General features: G+C 55.7%; 20 protein-coding genes and 1 tRNA gene. 17 read left to right on the plus strand and 4 right to left on the minus strand.

What is annotated here, in order from left to right; genetic code table 11:
- Nucleotides 1–49 precede the first annotated feature (49 nt).
- A complete protein-coding gene (locus LIO64_RS02310) occupies nt 50–358 on the minus strand; it encodes a hypothetical protein (protein ID WP_290547839.1) in 309 nt (102 codons plus the stop codon).
- Nucleotides 359–585: 227 nt separating this feature from the next.
- On the opposite strand from LIO64_RS02310, the gene LIO64_RS02315 reads away from it, so the two are divergent.
- The 8 genes from LIO64_RS02315 to rpsP all read left to right on the plus strand — a co-directional run bounded on the left by LIO64_RS02315 (nt 586) and on the right by rpsP (nt 6,413).
- Nucleotides 586–1,308, plus strand: coding sequence for an NUDIX domain-containing protein (locus LIO64_RS02315; protein ID WP_345779562.1), 723 nt, complete (start codon nt 586–588; stop codon nt 1,306–1,308).
- Nucleotides 1,309–1,435: 127 nt separating this feature from the next.
- Nucleotides 1,436–2,023 carry a tRNA (guanosine(46)-N7)-methyltransferase TrmB gene (trmB, locus tag LIO64_RS02320; RefSeq protein WP_290547841.1) on the plus strand — a complete coding sequence of 196 codons (588 nt, stop codon included), beginning with the start codon at nt 1,436–1,438 and terminating at the stop codon, nt 2,021–2,023.
- Between the two features lie 14 nt (nt 2,024–2,037).
- A complete protein-coding gene (tgt, locus tag LIO64_RS02325; RefSeq protein WP_290547842.1) occupies nt 2,038–3,171 on the plus strand; it encodes a tRNA guanosine(34) transglycosylase Tgt in 1,134 nt (377 codons plus the stop codon).
- 8 nt (nt 3,172–3,179) lie between these two features.
- The gene (yajC, locus tag LIO64_RS02330) at nt 3,180–3,500 is read left to right on the plus strand and encodes a preprotein translocase subunit YajC (protein ID WP_290547843.1); all 321 of its coding nucleotides are present in this window, start codon (nt 3,180–3,182) and stop codon (nt 3,498–3,500) included.
- 109 nt (nt 3,501–3,609) lie between these two features.
- A complete protein-coding gene (locus LIO64_RS02335) occupies nt 3,610–4,446 on the plus strand; it encodes an EF-hand domain-containing protein (protein ID WP_290547844.1) in 837 nt (278 codons plus the stop codon).
- A 14-nt stretch (nt 4,447–4,460) separates the two neighbouring features.
- A complete protein-coding gene (locus tag LIO64_RS02340; protein ID WP_290547845.1) occupies nt 4,461–5,360 on the plus strand; it encodes a tyrosine recombinase XerC in 900 nt (299 codons plus the stop codon).
- A 15-nt stretch (nt 5,361–5,375) separates the two neighbouring features.
- Nucleotides 5,376–6,002 (plus strand): LysE family translocator, encoded by a 627-nt coding sequence (locus tag LIO64_RS02345; protein ID WP_290547846.1) that lies wholly within the window; start codon nt 5,376–5,378, stop codon nt 6,000–6,002.
- Nucleotides 6,003–6,170: 168 nt separating this feature from the next.
- Nucleotides 6,171–6,413, plus strand: a complete 243-nt coding sequence (gene rpsP / locus LIO64_RS02350; protein WP_012419329.1) for a 30S ribosomal protein S16 — start codon at nt 6,171–6,173, stop codon at nt 6,411–6,413.
- A 166-nt stretch (nt 6,414–6,579) separates the two neighbouring features.
- Here rpsP and LIO64_RS02355 read toward each other — a convergent pair whose 3' ends face one another.
- Nucleotides 6,580–7,110, minus strand: coding sequence for a shikimate kinase (locus tag LIO64_RS02355; protein WP_290547847.1), 531 nt, complete (start codon nt 7,108–7,110; stop codon nt 6,580–6,582).
- A gap of 275 nt (nt 7,111–7,385) precedes the next feature.
- On the opposite strand from LIO64_RS02355, the gene LIO64_RS02360 reads away from it, so the two are divergent.
- The 8 genes from LIO64_RS02360 (at nt 7,386) to LIO64_RS02395 (ending at nt 13,247) form a co-directional block, all read left to right on the plus strand.
- A complete protein-coding gene (locus LIO64_RS02360; RefSeq protein ID WP_290547848.1) occupies nt 7,386–8,432 on the plus strand; it encodes an L-threonylcarbamoyladenylate synthase in 1,047 nt (348 codons plus the stop codon).
- 55 nt (nt 8,433–8,487) lie between these two features.
- A complete protein-coding gene (locus LIO64_RS02365; RefSeq protein ID WP_290547849.1) occupies nt 8,488–8,832 on the plus strand; it encodes a histidine triad nucleotide-binding protein in 345 nt (114 codons plus the stop codon).
- Between the two features lie 121 nt (nt 8,833–8,953).
- Nucleotides 8,954–9,445 carry a hypothetical protein gene (locus LIO64_RS02370; protein ID WP_290547850.1) on the plus strand — a complete coding sequence of 164 codons (492 nt, stop codon included), beginning with the start codon at nt 8,954–8,956 and terminating at the stop codon, nt 9,443–9,445.
- A gap of 23 nt (nt 9,446–9,468) precedes the next feature.
- Nucleotides 9,469–9,660 (plus strand): 50S ribosomal protein L32, encoded by a 192-nt coding sequence (rpmF, locus tag LIO64_RS02375; RefSeq protein ID WP_012419324.1) that lies wholly within the window; start codon nt 9,469–9,471, stop codon nt 9,658–9,660.
- A gap of 147 nt (nt 9,661–9,807) precedes the next feature.
- The gene (gene plsX / locus LIO64_RS02380; protein ID WP_290547851.1) at nt 9,808–10,857 is read left to right on the plus strand and encodes a phosphate acyltransferase PlsX; all 1,050 of its coding nucleotides are present in this window, start codon (nt 9,808–9,810) and stop codon (nt 10,855–10,857) included.
- A 6-nt stretch (nt 10,858–10,863) separates the two neighbouring features.
- Complete coding sequence (locus LIO64_RS02385) at nt 10,864–12,621, plus strand: HDIG domain-containing metalloprotein (protein WP_290547852.1); 1,758 nt, start codon at nt 10,864–10,866, stop codon at nt 12,619–12,621.
- Nucleotides 12,605–13,090, plus strand: a complete 486-nt coding sequence (gene ybeY, locus LIO64_RS02390) for an rRNA maturation RNase YbeY (RefSeq protein WP_290547853.1) — start codon at nt 12,605–12,607, stop codon at nt 13,088–13,090. Before LIO64_RS02385 ends, ybeY begins: the two co-directional genes overlap by 17 nt.
- Before the next feature lie 80 nt (nt 13,091–13,170).
- Nucleotides 13,171–13,247: transfer RNA gene (locus LIO64_RS02395), tRNA-Arg, on the plus strand.
- Between the two features lie 527 nt (nt 13,248–13,774).
- Here LIO64_RS02395 and LIO64_RS02400 read toward each other — a convergent pair.
- Together LIO64_RS02400 and LIO64_RS02405 are read right to left on the minus strand one after the other, a co-directional pair.
- Nucleotides 13,775–14,401 (minus strand): hypothetical protein, encoded by a 627-nt coding sequence (locus LIO64_RS02400; RefSeq protein ID WP_290547854.1) that lies wholly within the window; start codon nt 14,399–14,401, stop codon nt 13,775–13,777.
- Nucleotides 14,402–14,504: 103 nt separating this feature from the next.
- Nucleotides 14,505–14,951 carry a hypothetical protein gene (locus LIO64_RS02405; RefSeq protein WP_290547855.1) on the minus strand — a complete coding sequence of 149 codons (447 nt, stop codon included), beginning with the start codon at nt 14,949–14,951 and terminating at the stop codon, nt 14,505–14,507.
- A gap of 211 nt (nt 14,952–15,162) precedes the next feature.
- Here LIO64_RS02405 and LIO64_RS02410 point away from each other — a divergent pair, with 211 nt between their 5' ends.
- The gene (locus LIO64_RS02410) at nt 15,163–17,349 is read left to right on the plus strand and encodes a thioredoxin-like domain-containing protein (protein ID WP_290547856.1); all 2,187 of its coding nucleotides are present in this window, start codon (nt 15,163–15,165) and stop codon (nt 17,347–17,349) included.
- Nucleotides 17,350–17,529: the final 180 nt, after the last annotated feature.

Below are 17,529 nucleotides of genomic sequence, written 5' to 3' on the forward strand. Positions count from 1 at the left end.
CCATACCCCGACACCCCCCTCGCTAGTGGGCGCGTTGGCCGGTGTATGGTTATAACTCTACGGGGCGGCGCTGGGTGGGATGCGCTGCGTGCAGATGCCAGGGGCGGACGCTTTCCCCGATGGCCGTGTTCCCGCTGACGAGTCCCCACAGGGCGCATTCGTTATAGTGGGAGGCAACGCCCGTTTGTTCATAGGTCAGCGCCTGCTCCACGCTCATGGGATGGTAGCGGTGTCCCCGGATGGTATAGGGCCGGGTCATGTAGCCCGGATAATCCCGGCTTTTGGGAGAGGAGGAACAGGCTGCCAGCCATAACAGCCCGGCCAGCATGGCCGCTCCCCTGATAATGCCCGTCTGCATGGTTTATATATGGACGGGAACATCAGGGAAAGCAAGAAGCTGATGCATTTTCCTTTCCGGAGAACATGGCCGCGCCGGGGGGAAATGCCGCCGGCGGCCGGGGCGCGGAGATGCGGAACGGCATGTTGTGGACTTTCCCGCTCTTGTTTTGATTTTGGTTGACTTGGCTAAGCCGCTTGCGTAGCGTTGAGGCGATTCTGGAAACTTACTACAATAATAAATAAAAAATGAGCAGACAGGCATTTTATCCACATCTCTCAGTGGATTGTGTGTTGATCGGGTTCGATGAAGAAGGGCTGAAGGTCCTTCTGGTTGAAAAGACGCATGTCGTACCCGGCCATACCGGCGCTATTTCCAAGCTGCCAGGTGATTTGATTTATGAGGATGAAGAGCTGGACGCCGCCGCCCGCCGTATCCTGTTTGACATGACCGGCATGTCTTCCCCTCATTTGGAGCAGTTCCATACCTTCGGAGATCCGTCGCGCATCAAGAACCCGGCGGACAGGGAATGGGTGGAGGCCACCTCCGGCCAGAAGATCGGCCGCCTGGTGACGGTGGCCTACATGGCCATGCTGAGAATTTCCACCAAGCTGCGCAAACTGATGGAAAGCCACAAGACCCGCTGGGTGCCGGTGGACAAGTTGCCGGAACTGGCGTTTGACCACCGGGACATCATTGACCTGGCACTGGAGAGGATACGTTCTTCCGTGAAGAAAGAGCCTGCGCTGATTTACGACATGCTGCCCGCCAAGTTTACGGCGCTTCAGCTCAGGCGGCTGAATGAGGAAATTCACGGAAAGCCCATGGACGTGCGCAATTTCCACAAGAAAATAGCTTCCCGTCCTTACATTGTGCCTCTGGATGAGAAGGAGGCGGGCGTAGCCCACCGCGCTGCGCGCTATTACCGGTTTGACCGCAAGATTTACAACCGGCTTTATAACCGGGGCTGACGCCGTGCGGCTGTCCTGGCGCGGTGATTCCGCTTTTCCGGGCCTCTTTCCGCATGTTTGCGGGGAGAGGCTCTTCTCATTTGACAGAGTCCGTTTTGTAACGCATTTTAGGCGCACGTTGATTTCCATGACAAATCCGGCCTTTATCCCAGACGATTTTTTCAAGGTGCTGGCGCCCTCCGATATTTTTGGGGCGGACGGCCCGTTTGAGGTGGATTTGGGCTGTGGAGACGGAGGGTTCCTGCTCCAGATGGCGGCCCATTATCCGGAACGCCGTTTTCTGGGCATTGAGCGGCTGCTGGGCCGCGTGCGGGGCGTTTGTTCCCGGGCGGCCGCCCGCGGACTGGAAAACGTGAAGGTGCTCCGGGTGGAAAGCCGTTATTTCCTGGAATGGCTGATGCAGCCGGGCTGTATTTCCAGGCTGCATTATTTATGCCCGGATCCGTGGCCCAAGGAGCGGCACCACAAGAACCGCCTGGTGCAGGAGGATTTTCTGCCCGTGCTGCACCGTTCCCTGGCGGCCGGAGGGGAGTTCCTGTTCAAGACTGACCATGAAGAATACTTCCTGTGGGTGCTGGACCATGTGGTGCGCAGCGGCCTGTTCAGCCGCGCAAGATGGGAAGAAGATGAATTTTTTTATCCCAAGACGGATTTCCAGCTTCAATGGGAATCCATGGGAAAGCCGATTTACCGCGCCCGCTTCATTAAATTGTAGAAATCCTGATTCCGATGCCTTTTACCCTTCACCAGAAAGATTCCACCACGGCTGCGCGCCTGGGTACGCTTGATCTGCCGCATGGCCAGGTGCCCACTCCCATCTTCATGCCGGTGGGAACGCAGGGGTCCGTGAAGACCATGCATCCGCAGGATTTGGAGACTCTGGGAGCCCGGATCATTCTGGGCAATACCTATCATTTGTCCCTGCGTCCCGGTTCTTCCCTGATCCGGGAAATGGGAGGCCTGCACCGGTTTTCCTCCTGGAACCGCCCCATCCTGACGGATTCCGGCGGCTTCCAGGTCTGGTCGCTGGCGCGGCTCCGCAAGATTACGGAGGAAGGGGTGCGCTTCCAGAACCATCTGGACGGCGCATACATGATGCTGAGTCCGGAGCGGTCCATGGAAATCCAGGCGGACCTGGGCAGTGACATTGCCATGCTGTTTGACGAATGCCCCCCCTATCCCTGCGACAGGAAGTACGCGGAGACCTCCCTGGGTTACACGCTCCGGTGGGCGCGCCGCTGCAAGGCCTGGGTGCAGGAGCACCAGCCGCGTTCCGGGGAAGGGCGCCAGCACCATTTTGGCATTGTGCAGGGGTCCGTGTATGCGGATTTGAGGAAAAGATGCGCGGAAGAGCTGGCTGCCATGGATTTTGACGGTTATGCCATCGGAGGCGTTTCCGTGGGAGAGCCGGAGGAAGAGATGCTCCGGGCCATTGACCACTCTGCGCCCTGGCTGCCGGAGGACAAGCCGCGGTATGCCATGGGGTTGGGCACGCCTCCCCAGCTGCTGGAGATGATCGCCCGCGGTGTGGACATGTTTGACTGCGTGATGCCCACCCGCCTGGCGCGCCACGGCGTGGCCCTGACGCCGGACGGCCCCATGCATATCAAGAACCAGCGCTGGGCTGCGGATTCCCGCCCGATCGACCCCGAAGGGCATCCGCATGTCACACAATTCTCCCGTGCTTATGTGCGTCACCTGTTCAAAGCTGGTGAAATACTCGCTTTAAGGTTGCTTTCTTTCCAGAATCTGGAATTCTATCTCCGGCTTATGGCTCAGGCGCGTGAGGCCATAGCCGCCGGCACGTTCGGCTCCTTCAAGGATTCATTCATCGCACGATACAAAGCAAACGACATTTTATGAATATCTTCATGTTAGCACAGGCCCAGGATGCGGCTGCCGCCTCCGGACAGGAACCCGCCAATATGTTCCAGCAGATCCTCAGCAGCCCCATGTTCATGTTTGTGATCATCATCGTCCTCTTCTGGGTGATGCTGATCCGCCCGCAGAGAAAAGCCCAGAAGGAACAGCAGGCGCGCATCGCTGCCCTGCAGCGCGGGGACAAGGTGGTCACGAATGCGGGGCTGCACGGCTTCATTGAAAAGGTGAATGACCGCACCGTCTCCCTCAAGATTGCGGAAGGTGTGGTTGTTGAACTGGAAAAGAACGCGATCGTTCAAGTGGAGAAATAAGGAGTTCCTCCTTCCGCACGTTTTCAGCATCCGCCCGTGTCGCCCGACGGCAGGGGCGGATGCTTATTTTTGAAACCGTCTTTTTCCGGCGGGGTTAATAAGAATGACCATGAGATTGCCCCACACGTTTATCTTTTCCTGTGCCGCGGCGCTGGCCTTCGGTGCTCTGCCGCCTGCGGCAGGGCAGTCCGCGGCTTCCGGAGACCGCAGGGAAGCGGAATCTGTCCCCCGGCCCGGCCTGGAGTGCCTTCAGGTAACTCTTCTGATCCGCCAGATGGTTCTGGACCGGTATGACAGCACGGGAACGGGCATCTTGTCTGAGCAGGACAAGGCCCGTCTGGTGAAGGATGCGCACGCTGCGCGAAAAGAAGCCAGGAAGAAGTTCCTGATGCAGTTTGACAAGGATGGAGACGGAAAGCTTTCCCCGGAAGAGTACAAGGCCTTCCGGGAGCATGTGGAAAAGATCCGCGGTTCCCGCAGGCCGCCCGGTCCGCCGGACAGGCAGGGCGGCGGGCCTCCACCTCCCCCGCCTCCCGGAGAAGGTCCGGAACCGCCCAGGGTGGAAATCCGGACTGCCGGGCAGAAACGCTTCATGGTGGCTCCCGGCCTGTTTCTGCTGACCAGGAACATGCTGTTGCAGAAGTATGACGCCAACGGGAACGGACGCATTGATCCGGAGGAACATGCCGCTGTCATGAAGGATGCGGCGGCTTTATACCAGGCCAGAATGAAGGAGATGATGGATCTTTACGATCTGGACCAGGACGGTGCGCTCAGTCCGGTGGAAAGGGAGCAGGCCCTGGCGGACAGCCATCAGGACAGCCCCCTGTACGCCATGGAAGAGCCGGATGACATTGACCTGTTCATCAGGGCGAATATCAGTGAAGTGCTGCTGAAGGAAGCTCCGGTGAATACGGAGGAGGAAGAGGATAAAAGCCCGGAATAACTTTATTCATCATCATGGAGCAGCCTCTGGAACCGGAACAGGCCTTTCTGCAATATCTGGAGGTGGAGAAGCAGGCCTCTCCCCATACGGTGGAGGTGTATGCCCGCGCGCTGCGCCAGTTCCGGACCTGGGCGGACGGCTCGTTTACAGGGTGGGAGTGCTGTACTCCGGACCAGATGAGGGACTGGCTGTTCCAGGAGTTGAAGGATGAGGCCGCTACGGCCACCATCCGGCTCCGGTTTGCGGCCCTGCGCAGTTTTTACCGTTTCATGATGCGCCGCCGCGGCCTGGAAGCGAGCCCCATGACGGGCGTGTCCCTCCCCAGGAAAAAGAAAAACCTGCCCGTTTTTCTGACTCTCAACCAGATGCTGGAACTCCTGGAACTGCCGTACAAGGTGCCCGTGCCTCCCAATGCCCCCGCGTGGCTTCCCTACCGTGATGCGGCTATTCTGGAACTTTTTTATTCCTGCGGAATGCGCCTGAGCGAACTGGTGGGGCTGGATGTGAACAGCGTGGACCACCGCTTCCGTGGGGTGAGGGTGATGGGGAAGGGGCGCAAGGAACGCATCCTGCCTGTGGGCGCACCCGCGCTGGCGGCTCTGGAAACCTATGCTTCCATGGCCTGCCTGCCGAAGGATTCCCCCCTGTTTGTTTCCCGCATAGGCACCCGGCTCAGCGCGCGCGCCGTGCAGATGATGCTGGACAAGTACGTCAAGCTGTCTTCCATTCCCTTCACCATTTCCCCCCACAAGATCAGGCATACGTTTGCCACGCATATTCTGGATGCCGGGGCGGACCTGCGCTCCGTCCAGGAGCTTCTGGGGCACGCCTCCCTGTCCACCACCCAGATTTATACCCACGTGACGCGTGCCAGAATGGCGGAAGTTTACAGGCAGGCGCATCCCAGGGCGTGAATCCTTTTTGATCCCATGACGGAAGAACTCATATTCGCAGGAATCCTGCTGCTCTCCCAGGCCTCTCCCGGTCCGGACCAGGCGTTTGTCACCAGGAGCACGCTGGCCTACGGCTTCGGCGCCGGAGTGATGGCGGCCCTGGGCATTGGAACCGGGGTAATCGCCCATGCGGCGCTGGCGTGCACGGTGGGAGCCTCCGTTTTTCACAGTTCCCTGGGGCTGGTGCTGTTCTGTGCGGCCTCCTGCTGGATGCTGTACCTGGCGTGGAAAATATGGCCGCGGGGAAGGAAAGGAGCCATCGCCGGGAGCGGCCATGTGCCGCCGGCTTCCGGCATTTACCGGGATGCCCTGCTGACCAATCTGATGAATCCCAAGGCCACGTTCTTTTTCGTGGCGCTCTCCGCCCCGCTGCTGGAAAAAAATCATGATCCCTCTTATGCCCTGTTCATCGGCGCATTGATTGTGGTTACGGGAACGGCGGGATGGATTCTGTGGGCGCTTGTCTTCCGCTGGCATCCCATCCGGGCCTTTTATGACCGTCATTCCGGAAGGGTGGATGGCGTGCTGTCCCTGGTGCTGGCGGGATTCGGTCTCAGCATGCTGTATTCCTTCGGGCGCATGGCGTTGGAAAGTTTTTCCTGATGAGGGGGGGTGGAAGGAATGGCTTTTTTATCGGAAAAACAACTCTGGTATTGACAATGACTCCATTATATCGCATACATCTGCACCCGCTGTGGGAAGCTGAACGCGCACGCATGCGAATGACAAGGCGCGCAAGTTCCCCATTAACACCTTTTACTTATAATTGATATGGCAGTAGCAATCAGACTCAACCGTCAGGGTTCCAAGGACCGTCCTTACTATAAAATCGTAGTTGTCGACAGCCGTGCTCGTCGCGACGGCCGTTACATCGAACAAGTGGGCTCCTACGATCCCATGAAGGAAGGCGTCAACTACACCATCAACCTGGAAAAGGTTGACAAGTGGCTTGCCAACGGCGCCCAGCCCTCTGAAACGGTGAATTCCATGATCCGCAAGGCACGCAAGGCCTGAGTGCGGGTTCTTTCCATTTTTCCTGAAGGCGTTCCTCTGACGGGGACCGCCTTTTGTTGTTTCTTGCGCCGACGGAGAGGGGGACGCACGCGCAGATAGGGGATGTGCCGTTGCACCCGCAATCCGGCGGGGAAAACGGTGCGTGTGCAAAAAAACGGAGGCGGGATCACTGCCGGGGGCAGCGGAATACCCTGGCGGATTCCAGAATGCCGAAGGCTATCTCATGAATATGGAGATTGGCCGTATCAATGGTCAGATGCGCCGTTTCCCGGTAAAAATCATGCCGTTCTTTCATGAGGCGCGCCAGCACTGCCTTGGGATTGGGCTGCTGGAGCAGGGGGCGGTTGGTGCACCGGGAAATGCGCTGGTACAGGGTATTCACGTCCGTATGAAGCCAGACGACGAAGCCCAGCTTTTTCAGCAAATCCCGGTTTTCCGGCCTGATGGTGATGCCGCCGCCCGTGGAAATAATGCGGCTTTGCTTGTCCTCTGTCTGCAACTGGCGCAGGACTCCCGTTTCCAGGTCACGGAAATGTGATTCTCCGTGATCCTTGAAAATCTGCGGAATATCCATCCCCGTCTGGCGTTCGATCATCTGGTCCGTATCCGTGAAACAAAGGTTTGTCTCCCGGTGCAATTCCTTCCCGATGGTCGTTTTGCCGCACCCCATCAGCCCGATCAGGATGATGTTTGGCAAGGATGTTGGCGCGGCTCCCTTCATGGCTTGATTGTACTCAATCCGGAGGCATAAGAAAACAACTTTTAGCCGTATGGCCTTTTCCGCTCCTTCCTCTCCGGACTGGACGCCGCACGGGAAGAGAAAAAGGAAGGGTTGGTTCGGAAAATAAGGAAGGCCTCTGCTCCGGCATGTTCCGGCCGTGGTGCCGCCCGTCCGCAAATTTGACGGCCTCTCTCCGCCGGGAAACGATGTCTTACTTGACGCAGGAGCCTCGTTCAGGCAAGGATAAGGCCATGCAAACCGAAATATTCGAGGTAGACCCCCTGTCAGACAACCGCAAGCTGTATGTCCGTGCCGCGGATGCGCTGGCGGCGGGAGCGCTGGTGGGAATTCCCACGGAGACCGTGTATGGCCTGGGAGCGGATGCCTTGAATCCGGAAGCGGTAGCCAGGATTTTTGAAGCCAAGGGGCGCCCCTCCTTTGATCCGCTGATCATTCATGTTCATCATGGGAAGGAAGTGGATAAATATACCGTCATTCCGGAGGAATTGAAGGAACTGGTGCATACCCTCGCCTCCAAATTCTGGCCCGGACCTCTGACCATGGTGTTGCCGAAGGCGCCCGTCATTCCGGACATCGTGACCAGCGGCCTGCCTACGGTGGCCGTGCGGGTAAGCGCGCATCCCGCCATGCGGGGGGTGGCGAAAGCGTTGGGGCGCCCCGTGGCTGCGCCCAGTGCCAACCGCTTCGGGCACATCAGTCCTACTTCCGCCTCCGCCGTACAGAAGGAGCTGGATGGGCGCATTGAAATGATTCTGGACGCCGGCGCCTGTTCCGAAGGGCTGGAAAGCACCATTGTGCGCCCCATGCTGGATGAAAAGGGAAAGCCCGCGCTGGAACTGCTGCGTGAAGGGCCTGTGACCCGGGAGCAATTCCGGAACCTGGTGAAGGTGGTGCGCCGCAAGCCCTCCCCCCGTCCCGTTTCGGAAGAATCTCCGGCGGATGCTCCGGGACAGCTCAGCAGCCATTATGCGCCGTGCAAGCCCATGATGCTGCTGGAACCCGGGGTAGAATTCACGCCCGTGGAAGGAGTGCGGTACGGCTTGCTCTCCTATGAGGGAACGTCCGACCTTGCCCAGGAGGGGGATTGGGCGGAAGTGGTGGCCATGAGCCCCGGCAGCGGGCGGCTGGCGGAAGCCGCCGTGCGCCTGTTTGCCCTGATGAGGCAGATGGATGAAAATGAAGGCATTGACGTCATTGTGGCGGAGTCCGTGCCGGAAGCGGGGCTGGGCCGCGCCATCATGGACCGCCTGCGCCGCGCTTCCGCCGCCAGGGAATGACTTGTCCACGGTTCCCTGAATATGCTAAAACTCTCGCGAATCCTTTTTTGATTCTATGGCTGCCACGTTATTTGAAAAAATCTGTTCCGGGGAAATTCCCGCGGACATCGTTTACCAGGATGAACAGTGCGTCTGCTTCCGGGACATCAGCCCCCAGGCTCCGGAGCATCTGCTGCTGGTTCCGCGCAAACCCATTCCCCGCCTTTCCGAGGCAGGGGAGGAGGACGCCGCCCTGCTGGGCCACATGATGCTGGCCGCCGGCCGGATTGCCCGGACTCTCCGCATGGATGAAAGCGGCTTCCGCCTGGTCATCAACAACGGGCCTGACGCCGGGGAGGCGGTTCCCCATCTGCACATGCACCTGCTGGCGGGCCGCAAGCTGGAATGGCCTCCCGGTTAGGCCCGGTCCGGATTTGGCGGACTGCCGGGAAGGAGCGGGGATGTGTCATTCCTCCCTCTTTCCGTGGTCGGTGTCGCCCTGTCTGCTTGTCAGGCGCGGGGACTGGCTGTAAGATGCATTCATGAAAAGACTGCTGGTAGAGCTTGAGAACTTGCCGGAAGCGGGGAAAAAATACAGTGGTGAGCTGGATCCCGAAATCTTCGGCATCGACGATGAAGAGGTAACCTCCATTGGGCCTCTTGCGTTTGACCTGCATGTGCAGAGATTTGAAAATGAATTGTTCGTGAGGGGCAATATTTCCGCTCCGTTCAAATTCCGCTGTGTGCGCTGCCTGGGCTACTTTGACTACGTGGTGGAGGTGAATGACTTTGCTGCATCTTTTGAAATTGACGCACAGAGTGTTGTGGACGTTTCAGACTCCATGAGGGAGGAAATAGTCCTGGATTTCCCGGCGTACCCTAAATGTGCGGACGGAGGCATGGAAAACGACTGTATGGCGAAAACTCCATATTTTGGAGTGGACAAGGAGGGGGGAACGGGTGTAAACAGTTCTGCCCCGAGCAAGAATAGTGGCGTGTGGGACGCCCTCAATGAGCTGGGGGATCATCATTAATCACCTTTTTACCAACTAAAATTATGGCAGCACCTAAGCGCAGAACGTCCAAGATGAAGCAGCGTACCCGCCTTGCCGCGCAGGCATGGCGCGCTCCGAAGCTCCGCAAGTGCCAGAATTGCGGCAGCAGCACCCCCGGTCATACCGCCTGCCCCAATTGCGGTACGTATACGACCCGTTCCGGCAAGGAAATCGTGGTGAAAGCGGAAGCGTAAGCTCCGCAGGCGCCCGTTTGCCTTGAAAATTACCGCCGTACTGCGGCGTTATCATGTTGACCTTTCCAGCCGCTTTTGCTCAGCAAAGCGGCTGAACTTGCTTGAAGCAGGCTGTTTTTCTGCTAACATACTTCTTCAACAAATACTATGAAGATTGCACTGGATGTGATGGGTGGCGACAATGCGCCCGATATTAACATGGACGGGGCGAAGCGGGCCCTGCAGGATTTTCCTCTCATTGAAAAAATTTATCTGGTAGGGAGGGAAGAAGTGGTGCGCAGCTCTTGTGACCGCTGGGGCCTTTCCGGCCCGCGCGTGGAAATCGTTCCGGCTGCGGAAGTGGTGGAAATGAATGAATCCGGCCTGCTGGCCGTAAGGCAGAAGAAAAACTCCTCCATGTCCGTCTCCGTGGACCTGGTTAAATCCGGAGATGCGGACGCGGTGGTCAGCGCAGGCAACACGGGGGCGGCCGTAGCGGCAGCCACCATCAAGCTCAGGCTGCTTAACGGCGTGGAACGTGCGGGCATCGTAACCCAGCTTCCCAATGAATTCGGGGTCTGCAATGTGACGGATACCGGCGCCAATCCGGACGCCAAGCCCCGGCATTTGGTGGGATACGCCGTGATGGCCAGCATTCTGGCGCGTTCCGTTTACGGCAAGCCGATGCCCAAAGTGGGCGTCATGAGCAACGGCTCCGAAGATGAAAAGGGAACGGATTTTACCAAGGGAACTTTTTGCCTGTTGAAGCACCTGGAGGAGCGCGGCGCGCTCCCTTTTAAATTTGTTGGCAATGTGGAAGGCCATGATCTCTTTGAACATGAAATAGACGTGGTGCTGACGGACGGCTTTACTGGAAATGTTTTGCTGAAAACCTGCGAGGCCACGGCCAAGGCGTTTGGAAAATGGCTGAAGGAGGAACTTCAGGCAAATCCCCTCCGCATGATGGGCGCGGCTTGCTCTTCCGGCGCGTTCCGTGCCATGAAGGCGCGCCTCTCCGCGGACTCCGTAGGGGGAAGCCCCCTGCTGGGCGTCAGGGGCGTGACCATCATTGCGCATGGAAGCTCCACTGCCACCGCTATCCGCAATGCCCTGAGAGTCTCCATGGAGATGGTGCAGCAGGGCGTCAATCCCCTCATTGAAGAGGAGATGGCCAGGCTGGGCACTATTCCGGAGGTCTCCGAAGTGTACCCCAAATAATCAATTATGTTTCATTTCTTGAAAAAGCATGCCGCCGCGGCGGTAAAAGAAGGAAAGACTCCGGAGGAAGCGTCTTCCGCGTCACGCTCGCCCGGCGACCGCCTGGACTCCAACCTGGCGGTATCCGTGGGCCTGTGCGTCCTGGTCTTCATCTTCCTGCAATGGATGGGCAGTTATAGCCCTCATTGGGGGAAATCCTTATGGCACCATGTGTCGGAAGCCTTTCTGCTCTTCTCCGTGACGCTGGCGCTCATGCCCATGTACTGGCTCTGTGCGGGGCCCCTGCGCAGGAAAAATAAAACCTTTGTCGTGACCTGGGGGGCTATCCTGGTCCAGCTCCTGTTCTTTGGCTTTATCCGTCATGTGACGGCTGATATTACGTCTGACATCGGCAACGAACTCCTGTACCTGCCTTACATGATGGCGCCCCTGGTGGTGACGGTGTTGCTGGGGCCGCTGCTGGGCATGTTCGCCACCATTTCCATCTGCATGCTCGGCGGCTTCTTCATTCTGCCGGAGCAATACATGCCGGAAAAGCAGGTCCAATTCTGGATATTGAGCTCCCTGTCCGGCATGCTCACCGTGCTGCTTACTCATAATCTGAGGAACCGCGCCCAGCTGCTGCGTGCGGGATTCTTTGTCGGACTGCTTGTCATGGTGCTGTGCTGCATCATGGGCGTCATCAATCTTCAGGCATGGGACTATAACTTGGTAGGCGTGTTGATATGCCTGGCCGTGGCGTTCGGCATAAGCATGCTGACCAGCGTGCTGATCAGCGGCGTACTGCCCATCATTGAAGGAGTCTTTAAAATCATTACGCCCATTTCTTGGCTGGAAATGGCGGACATGAACCGTCCGTTGATGAAAAGGCTGCAAATGGAAGCTCCGGGCACCTTCCACCACTGCCTGATGGTTGCCCAGTTGGCGGAGGCGGCGGCGGAAGCCATCGGCGCCAATCCCATTGAATGCCGGGTGGCGGCCTACTACCATGACATCGGCAAAATGCAGAACCCGCTCTACTTCATTGAAAACATCATGGACGGCCCCAACCCCCATGATGAACTGACGCCGAGCATGAGCGCCCGCATCATCATTGACCACGTCCATGACGGGGTGGAACTGGCCAGGGCGAACAATCTTCCGCGTCCGTTGGTGGACGTCATTGAACAGCATCACGGCACGTCACTGGCCTATTTCTTTTACCGGAAGGCCCTCCAATACCGGGATGAAATCCTGAGCCGCGTGGAAAGCGGCCTGGCCTCTCCGGACGATGTTCCGGAAGTGGTGGAATCCAACTTCCGCTACAAGGGCCCCAATCCCCAGAGCAGGGAAACGGGAATCGTCAGTCTGGCGGACATCGTGGAAAGCGCCACGCGCTCCATGGGGAAAATTTCCTGTGAAGAAATGCAGAAAAGGGTAGATGAACTCTTGAAGCAGAGGGTGGTGGACGGCCATTTGGATGACTGCGGCCTTACCTTCGGGGATCTCAAGAAAATCCGCAACAGCTTCATCCAGACGCTGAAAAGCATTCATCACAACCGCATTGCCTATCCTTCCCACAATCCCGAGGCGAAAATTGAAAAGCCTGTTCTCCCTGCGGTGAAGAATGCCGGGGAGCAAAAGGGAAAAGAGGAGAAGAAGGAAGAAGGCAAGACTGTTCCGGAAACCATGGAACTGCCTGCTGCTGCGGGCGAACAGGGAGAATCCGGCAAAGCGGAGGAAAAGGGCGGGACGGATACGGAGAAAGATGAAACCGCATCTTGAGCTTTACGATCATCTGGAAGAGGGACGCCTCAGCCCGTCCGTCACGGATGCCCTGTCCTGCGCCCTGCAAGCCTGCCTTCCCGCCGTACTGGCCTTGCCTGAAGGCCCGGTGCCTGTCCTCTCCGGATTGGATGAGGTGGAAATAAGCGTGGTGGACGATGTGGTGATCCGGGAGGTCCATGCCCGTTTTCTGAATGATCCGACGGTGACGGACGTCATCACCTTCCCCCATGGAGACGGAATGGGGGAAATCCTCGTCAGCTATGATACGGCCATCCGGCAGGCGTCGGAATTCAATGAACCCGTTTTCAGGGAGCTGTTCCGTTACATGGTGCACGGTCTGCTGCATCTGCACGGCTACATTGATACCGAACCGGAAGAACGGGAACGCATGTTCTCCCGTCAGGAACCGCTGGTTCATGAATTCGGAACTGCCCTGGCTGGCCTGTCTTCTCCGGACAGTCTTTGACCCGGTGATGGAAAGCGCTCTTTTAAAAGATACGGGCTTGCCAAGCGGAGAGTATCTTTGTTAATCTTTTCTCGCACCATGCGTCCATAGCTCAGTTGGATAGAGCAACTGCCTTCTAAGCAGTGGGTCACTGGTTCGAATCCAGTTGGACGTGCCATCTTTCAGAACCCCGTATTCTTGTAGGAATAACGGGGTTCTTTCATGTGATGGAAGCATTTTTGAGTCAAAGGAAAAATCCTGGAAAAATGACGGTTCCGGTCCGGAAATGGTGCAAAAGCAGGGCAGGGGAAAGGAGGAACGGCTTTCTTCCTCCTGCATGGCCTGCCGTGATACTTCTGCTGGAAGAAATGGCTGTTCCTGTTCTTGACCAATGCTGTGCACTGGGAAGGGCCCGCCTCCTGTTGTATAAAGCCAGGGACATTCAGTCTGTGGAATGGAAGGGGATCAGGCGCTTGAAAAAGTCCTTTTCATCAGTTGATGGAGAATGTAGAATCTCCCAATACCTTTTTCTAAAAACAGCCTTCCGGGGAAGGAAAAACTGGGATTGCCGCCATGCGTAGCGTGGAAGAAACGGCTCAGGCGTACAGGAAAACGCGGTGCCGTTTAAACAAGCCAGACATGCAACCGGTGCATTTAAACGGGCATGCCGTTAAATGGGAAAGAGGGGTGGCCGGAATATTCCCTCTATTCAGCCTCTTGGGAGCAAGCCTCCGCGGCCCTGATCAAACCGGGAAATTGAGTCGGCTTTGCCTGTTCATCCTGAACGAGCATATTGACGCAAAGTTCCAGAATTTTATGCATGCCGTACAGGGGCAGGTCAATATCCGGATGGCGTTCCTGGAACTTGTGGACAATGGACATTTCCGTTTCCGGGAAATTCACGGGAATGGTATTGGTGAGTGGAAACCTGTTGGATTCGCCTTCACTCATCAGCTTGTTGATAAAAAGGGACTGGGTGACGGGAATGCTGCCCCGCACGGCAAACCAGGTGTGCACGGTGCGGATGGAGACCCGGCATTGTTCCGCCAGCCATTGGCGCGTTTTACCGTGGGCCCGGAGCCATTCCTTGATTTTGAGCTTTTCCGGATCGCATTCTTGCGCCATGGAAGGTGCATTTAAATCCGGATCGGAAATCAGGTTGGGAATGATCCGTGAAAGCGCTTTTTTGGTGTTGGCCGATATTTTGCGGACGCTCATTTGCGCGTAAAATGTTTGTGGCCGGATTCCTATTTCTTCCGCCAGCTGGTAGGACTTGCGGTTTTGGCATTGCAGCCATTCCTTGACCATGGTGCGTATATCGTCGTCAGACATGAACTTGTGCAGGTGATGTGATGAAAGAAAAGTTAATGGGGAAGCGTCTGAAACGCTATGTTCTCTTTCCGTAGGACTGCTCCGGGATATGGAAACCCTGCTTTCAGCTTCTGCTTTTGATACTGGAAAGAGCATCCAGGGCTTCACTGGCCCATTCCGGCACGGTCAGTCCGTGGCGTTCTGCTTCATTCCTGAACTTTTCATACTTTTGAGGAGTAACGGGAACATGAATGCTGTTCGGGTTTCTTGTCTGCGCCAAACGTGCCTGTTTGGCATACTCCTCTTTCATGATTCTGATGATGAGACGTTGTCTTGCGCGGGGAATAGGAACAGTGGAGAGCCATTTATCAACCTGGCTCTTGCTGACGCCGCAAAGATCGGCAAATTCGTCCCGGGTCATCTTTGTAAGGGCGAGAAACTTTCTGATGCTGGACTTCATTTCATCCATGCGCGCATTTTTCGCATTCAGAAAAATCTGGCAAGCCATTTCTGGCATATTTTCTATTTTAGAAAATAATATTGTCTTTGTGTATCTGAAAAGGTAAATCATTTTTCCTAAATCCAATGAAACTCAAAAAAATGTGAATGTTGGAAACACTTGTTTTCTTCTTTTACACAAAAAACTTCATGCTTAATATTTTTCTTCCTTCAACGCATTTTTTCTGATGTTGCAGGAAAAGGGGCACCGGTGGGGGGATTCTTCCCCGCCCGCTTTTCTTCTATTGGCTTGACGCAGTACGTTTCAGGAGTACTGTATTATCATGTTAAATACCTCTTTATTTGCCTTGGGGTGTTCCGCTGTTTTTGTGATGTCTGCGGGAACGCCTTTACAGGCTGCCTCTCCTGAAAAAAAAGAAAATAAAACAACCGCCCAGGCGGATGTCCTTCCCGAGATTTCCCTGGAGGGATTGCCGGATGTGTGGCTTCAGGGAACGCCTGTGAAGGAATGGGAAAAGGACAAGGTGTATATCTTTGAATTCTGGGCTACATGGTGTGGTCCGTGTCTGGCCGCTATGCCTCACATGGAAAAGTTGCATCAGGCATTTAAAGACAATCCGCGCATGCAGATCGTCGGGGTCAACGTCATGGACAGGAAGTCCCCGGAAGCGCTGAAAGAATTTTTGAAAAACCGGCCATCTCCCCTGAATTACACCATGGCGGTGGATGTGGATGGAAAAAAGACCAAGGAGAAATGGCTGGATCCTCTGGAGGTGAACGGCATTCCGCACGCATTTGCCATCAAGAATGGCAAGCTCATCTGGCGCGGACATCCCGCAAAGCTCTCGGAAGAAATTATGCAGGCCATGTTGAAGCCTGATTTTTCCGCAGCCTCTCTTCCGGCGGGAAATTCTGAGGGGAGTGCCCGTGAATGGAAGCGTTACCGTCAGGTTTCGGAAAAACTGGGAGAGATCGTGCGGAAGGAGGGAAAACAAGGTGGCCAGGCGTATTTAAAACACATTCAGGATTCGGAAAAATTCCAGCAGGACCAGATGATCCAGCTGAAAATGATTCCGTGTGTAGTGCTGTCGGAACAAGGCAACTATGAGGAAGCCCAGTCGGTGTTGGATGATCTGTGCAAGGGATATCCGGACAATTACCGTGTACAGATCAATGTAGCCGGAAACCTGATGGATGGGAAATTGGTTCCTGCCGACAAAATGGATGCCGCTCTGGTAGAGCGGTGTCTGAACCGTTGCATTGAAATCTCAAGAAAGGAAAACCAGGAAGCCTCCCTGCCATGGCGTATGATGGGAGAACTCCGCGAGCGCCAGGGTAATACGAAAGAGGCTCTCCAGGATATGGAGAAGGCTCTTTCCCTGACCTCCATTGGCAAGGCGTGGGCCAAGCTTCCGGGCAATCCGGAGGCATTTCAATCCCTCGTGGACCAGGCTGCTGCGGAAATAAAGCCGGAACCTCCGAGGAAAAAGCAGGAAATGGGGCCTGTGCAGGAAGACAGCCAGTACACTCCCCTTTTCGGCAAGCTGACCTGGTTCAATCATCCCGGTTTGACGGGCTTGCCTTCTGACAAGACCGTATTTATCAGCTTTTGGAGAGGAACGTTGAGGAACAATAGCATGTGGAATGAAGAAGCCCCCGGGAGAACGCTGGATGTAGTCTTGAAGAAATACGGTCTTTTGGACCATCCGGGAATCAAGGCCGTGGTGTTGGGAGTCAATCCGGTAGATAAAAAGCGGATGCAGCAACATCTGGATAGCCCGGAAGGCTGGTCTGCCTATCCTGTCGGCATACCCTCAGATCGTTCGGTCTTTGAGCTTTTTGATTCCCTCAAGCTTGAATCGTTCCCTGCCGCTGCCGTCGTCCGTGACGGCACATTGCTGTGGGCTGGTGAAATTAAAAGAATGCCCGAATGGGTGGCGGAAATAGCCCGCAGGGACTCTTTTGACAAGAACTGCTTTGCGGAAGAAGATGCGAAGCGCAAGTCTCATCAGCAGGCCATGGAAGCTGTGATCAAAAAATCCTTGGAACTGCGCAAACAAAAAAAGGTTGATGAGTACAAAAAACTGATTGAGGAAAATGCGGACCGGTTTACTGATGACGGATGGTTTGCGTTCACTGTAGCGGAGATGCGGGCGGGAAAAGCCTGGGAAGAAAAGGATTACCGGAAGATGGTTGATATATTTGACCAATTGATGAAACGTTTCCCCAAGGAAGACTCCCTTGCTTCCTATCTTCTGAAAATCTTTAACGCATCGGATGAAATGCGGGCGTACAGTTATGACGCCGCCCGGCATGCCTTGCAAATCATGAGGGATTCCAACACGCGGGACGATGGAGGCTATAACGCCGCTTGTTATGAGGTGATGATGAAAATGGCGATTGAAAAGAAAGACTATGTCCAGGCAAGAAAGGACGCTCTGAATGCTCTCCGGGAACTGCCGCTGATGCATCAATACGCCGCCATCAAGAAAAAACAGGCGGAAGCTTAAGACTTCTGAAACGTTCAGGCCCCTTCCATATGGAAAGGGGCCTTTTTTGTGGTAAAAGGCAGAAATATAATTTTCTGATAATCAGTGTTATATAAAATAATTAATTTTTTCTGCAAAAACATACCCGAAAAAAATTGACAAAATGCGATGGTTTGATAGATTTCTCGGCACGCCAACACG

The sequence above is a fragment of the Akkermansia sp. genome, from assembly GCF_020860705.1.
In the GTDB taxonomy this organism is placed as follows: Bacteria; Verrucomicrobiota; Verrucomicrobiia; order Verrucomicrobiales; family Akkermansiaceae; genus Akkermansia.

Bases quoted from the DNA above. Each gene is read 5' to 3' on its own strand.
- LIO64_RS02365 (WP_290547849.1), top strand. From the start codon at position 8,488: ATGGCTGCCACGTTATTTGAAAAAATCTGTTCCGGGGAAATTCCCGCG.
- rpmF (WP_012419324.1), top strand. From the start codon at position 9,469: ATGGCAGCACCTAAGCGCAGAACGTCCAAGATGAAGCAGCGTACCCGC.
- LIO64_RS02315 (WP_345779562.1), top strand. From the start codon at position 586: ATGAGCAGACAGGCATTTTATCCACATCTCTCAGTGGATTGTGTGTTG.
- LIO64_RS02310 (WP_290547839.1), bottom strand. From the start codon at position 358: ATGCAGACGGGCATTATCAGGGGAGCGGCCATGCTGGCCGGGCTGTTA.
- LIO64_RS02405 (WP_290547855.1), bottom strand. From the start codon at position 14,951: ATGATTTACCTTTTCAGATACACAAAGACAATATTATTTTCTAAAATA.
- LIO64_RS02345 (WP_290547846.1), top strand. From the start codon at position 5,376: ATGACGGAAGAACTCATATTCGCAGGAATCCTGCTGCTCTCCCAGGCC.
- LIO64_RS02335 (WP_290547844.1), top strand. From the start codon at position 3,610: ATGAGATTGCCCCACACGTTTATCTTTTCCTGTGCCGCGGCGCTGGCC.
- trmB (WP_290547841.1), top strand. From the start codon at position 1,436: ATGACAAATCCGGCCTTTATCCCAGACGATTTTTTCAAGGTGCTGGCG.
- LIO64_RS02370 (WP_290547850.1), top strand. From the start codon at position 8,954: ATGAAAAGACTGCTGGTAGAGCTTGAGAACTTGCCGGAAGCGGGGAAA.
- rpsP (WP_012419329.1), top strand. From the start codon at position 6,171: ATGGCAGTAGCAATCAGACTCAACCGTCAGGGTTCCAAGGACCGTCCT.
- tgt (WP_290547842.1), top strand. From the start codon at position 2,038: ATGCCTTTTACCCTTCACCAGAAAGATTCCACCACGGCTGCGCGCCTG.
- yajC (WP_290547843.1), top strand. From the start codon at position 3,180: ATGTTAGCACAGGCCCAGGATGCGGCTGCCGCCTCCGGACAGGAACCC.
- LIO64_RS02360 (WP_290547848.1), top strand. From the start codon at position 7,386: ATGCAAACCGAAATATTCGAGGTAGACCCCCTGTCAGACAACCGCAAG.
- ybeY (WP_290547853.1), top strand. From the start codon at position 12,605: ATGAAACCGCATCTTGAGCTTTACGATCATCTGGAAGAGGGACGCCTC.
- LIO64_RS02385 (WP_290547852.1), top strand. From the start codon at position 10,864: ATGTTTCATTTCTTGAAAAAGCATGCCGCCGCGGCGGTAAAAGAAGGA.
- LIO64_RS02340 (WP_290547845.1), top strand. From the start codon at position 4,461: ATGGAGCAGCCTCTGGAACCGGAACAGGCCTTTCTGCAATATCTGGAG.
- plsX (WP_290547851.1), top strand. From the start codon at position 9,808: ATGAAGATTGCACTGGATGTGATGGGTGGCGACAATGCGCCCGATATT.
- LIO64_RS02410 (WP_290547856.1), top strand. From the start codon at position 15,163: ATGTTAAATACCTCTTTATTTGCCTTGGGGTGTTCCGCTGTTTTTGTG.
- LIO64_RS02400 (WP_290547854.1), bottom strand. From the start codon at position 14,401: ATGTCTGACGACGATATACGCACCATGGTCAAGGAATGGCTGCAATGC.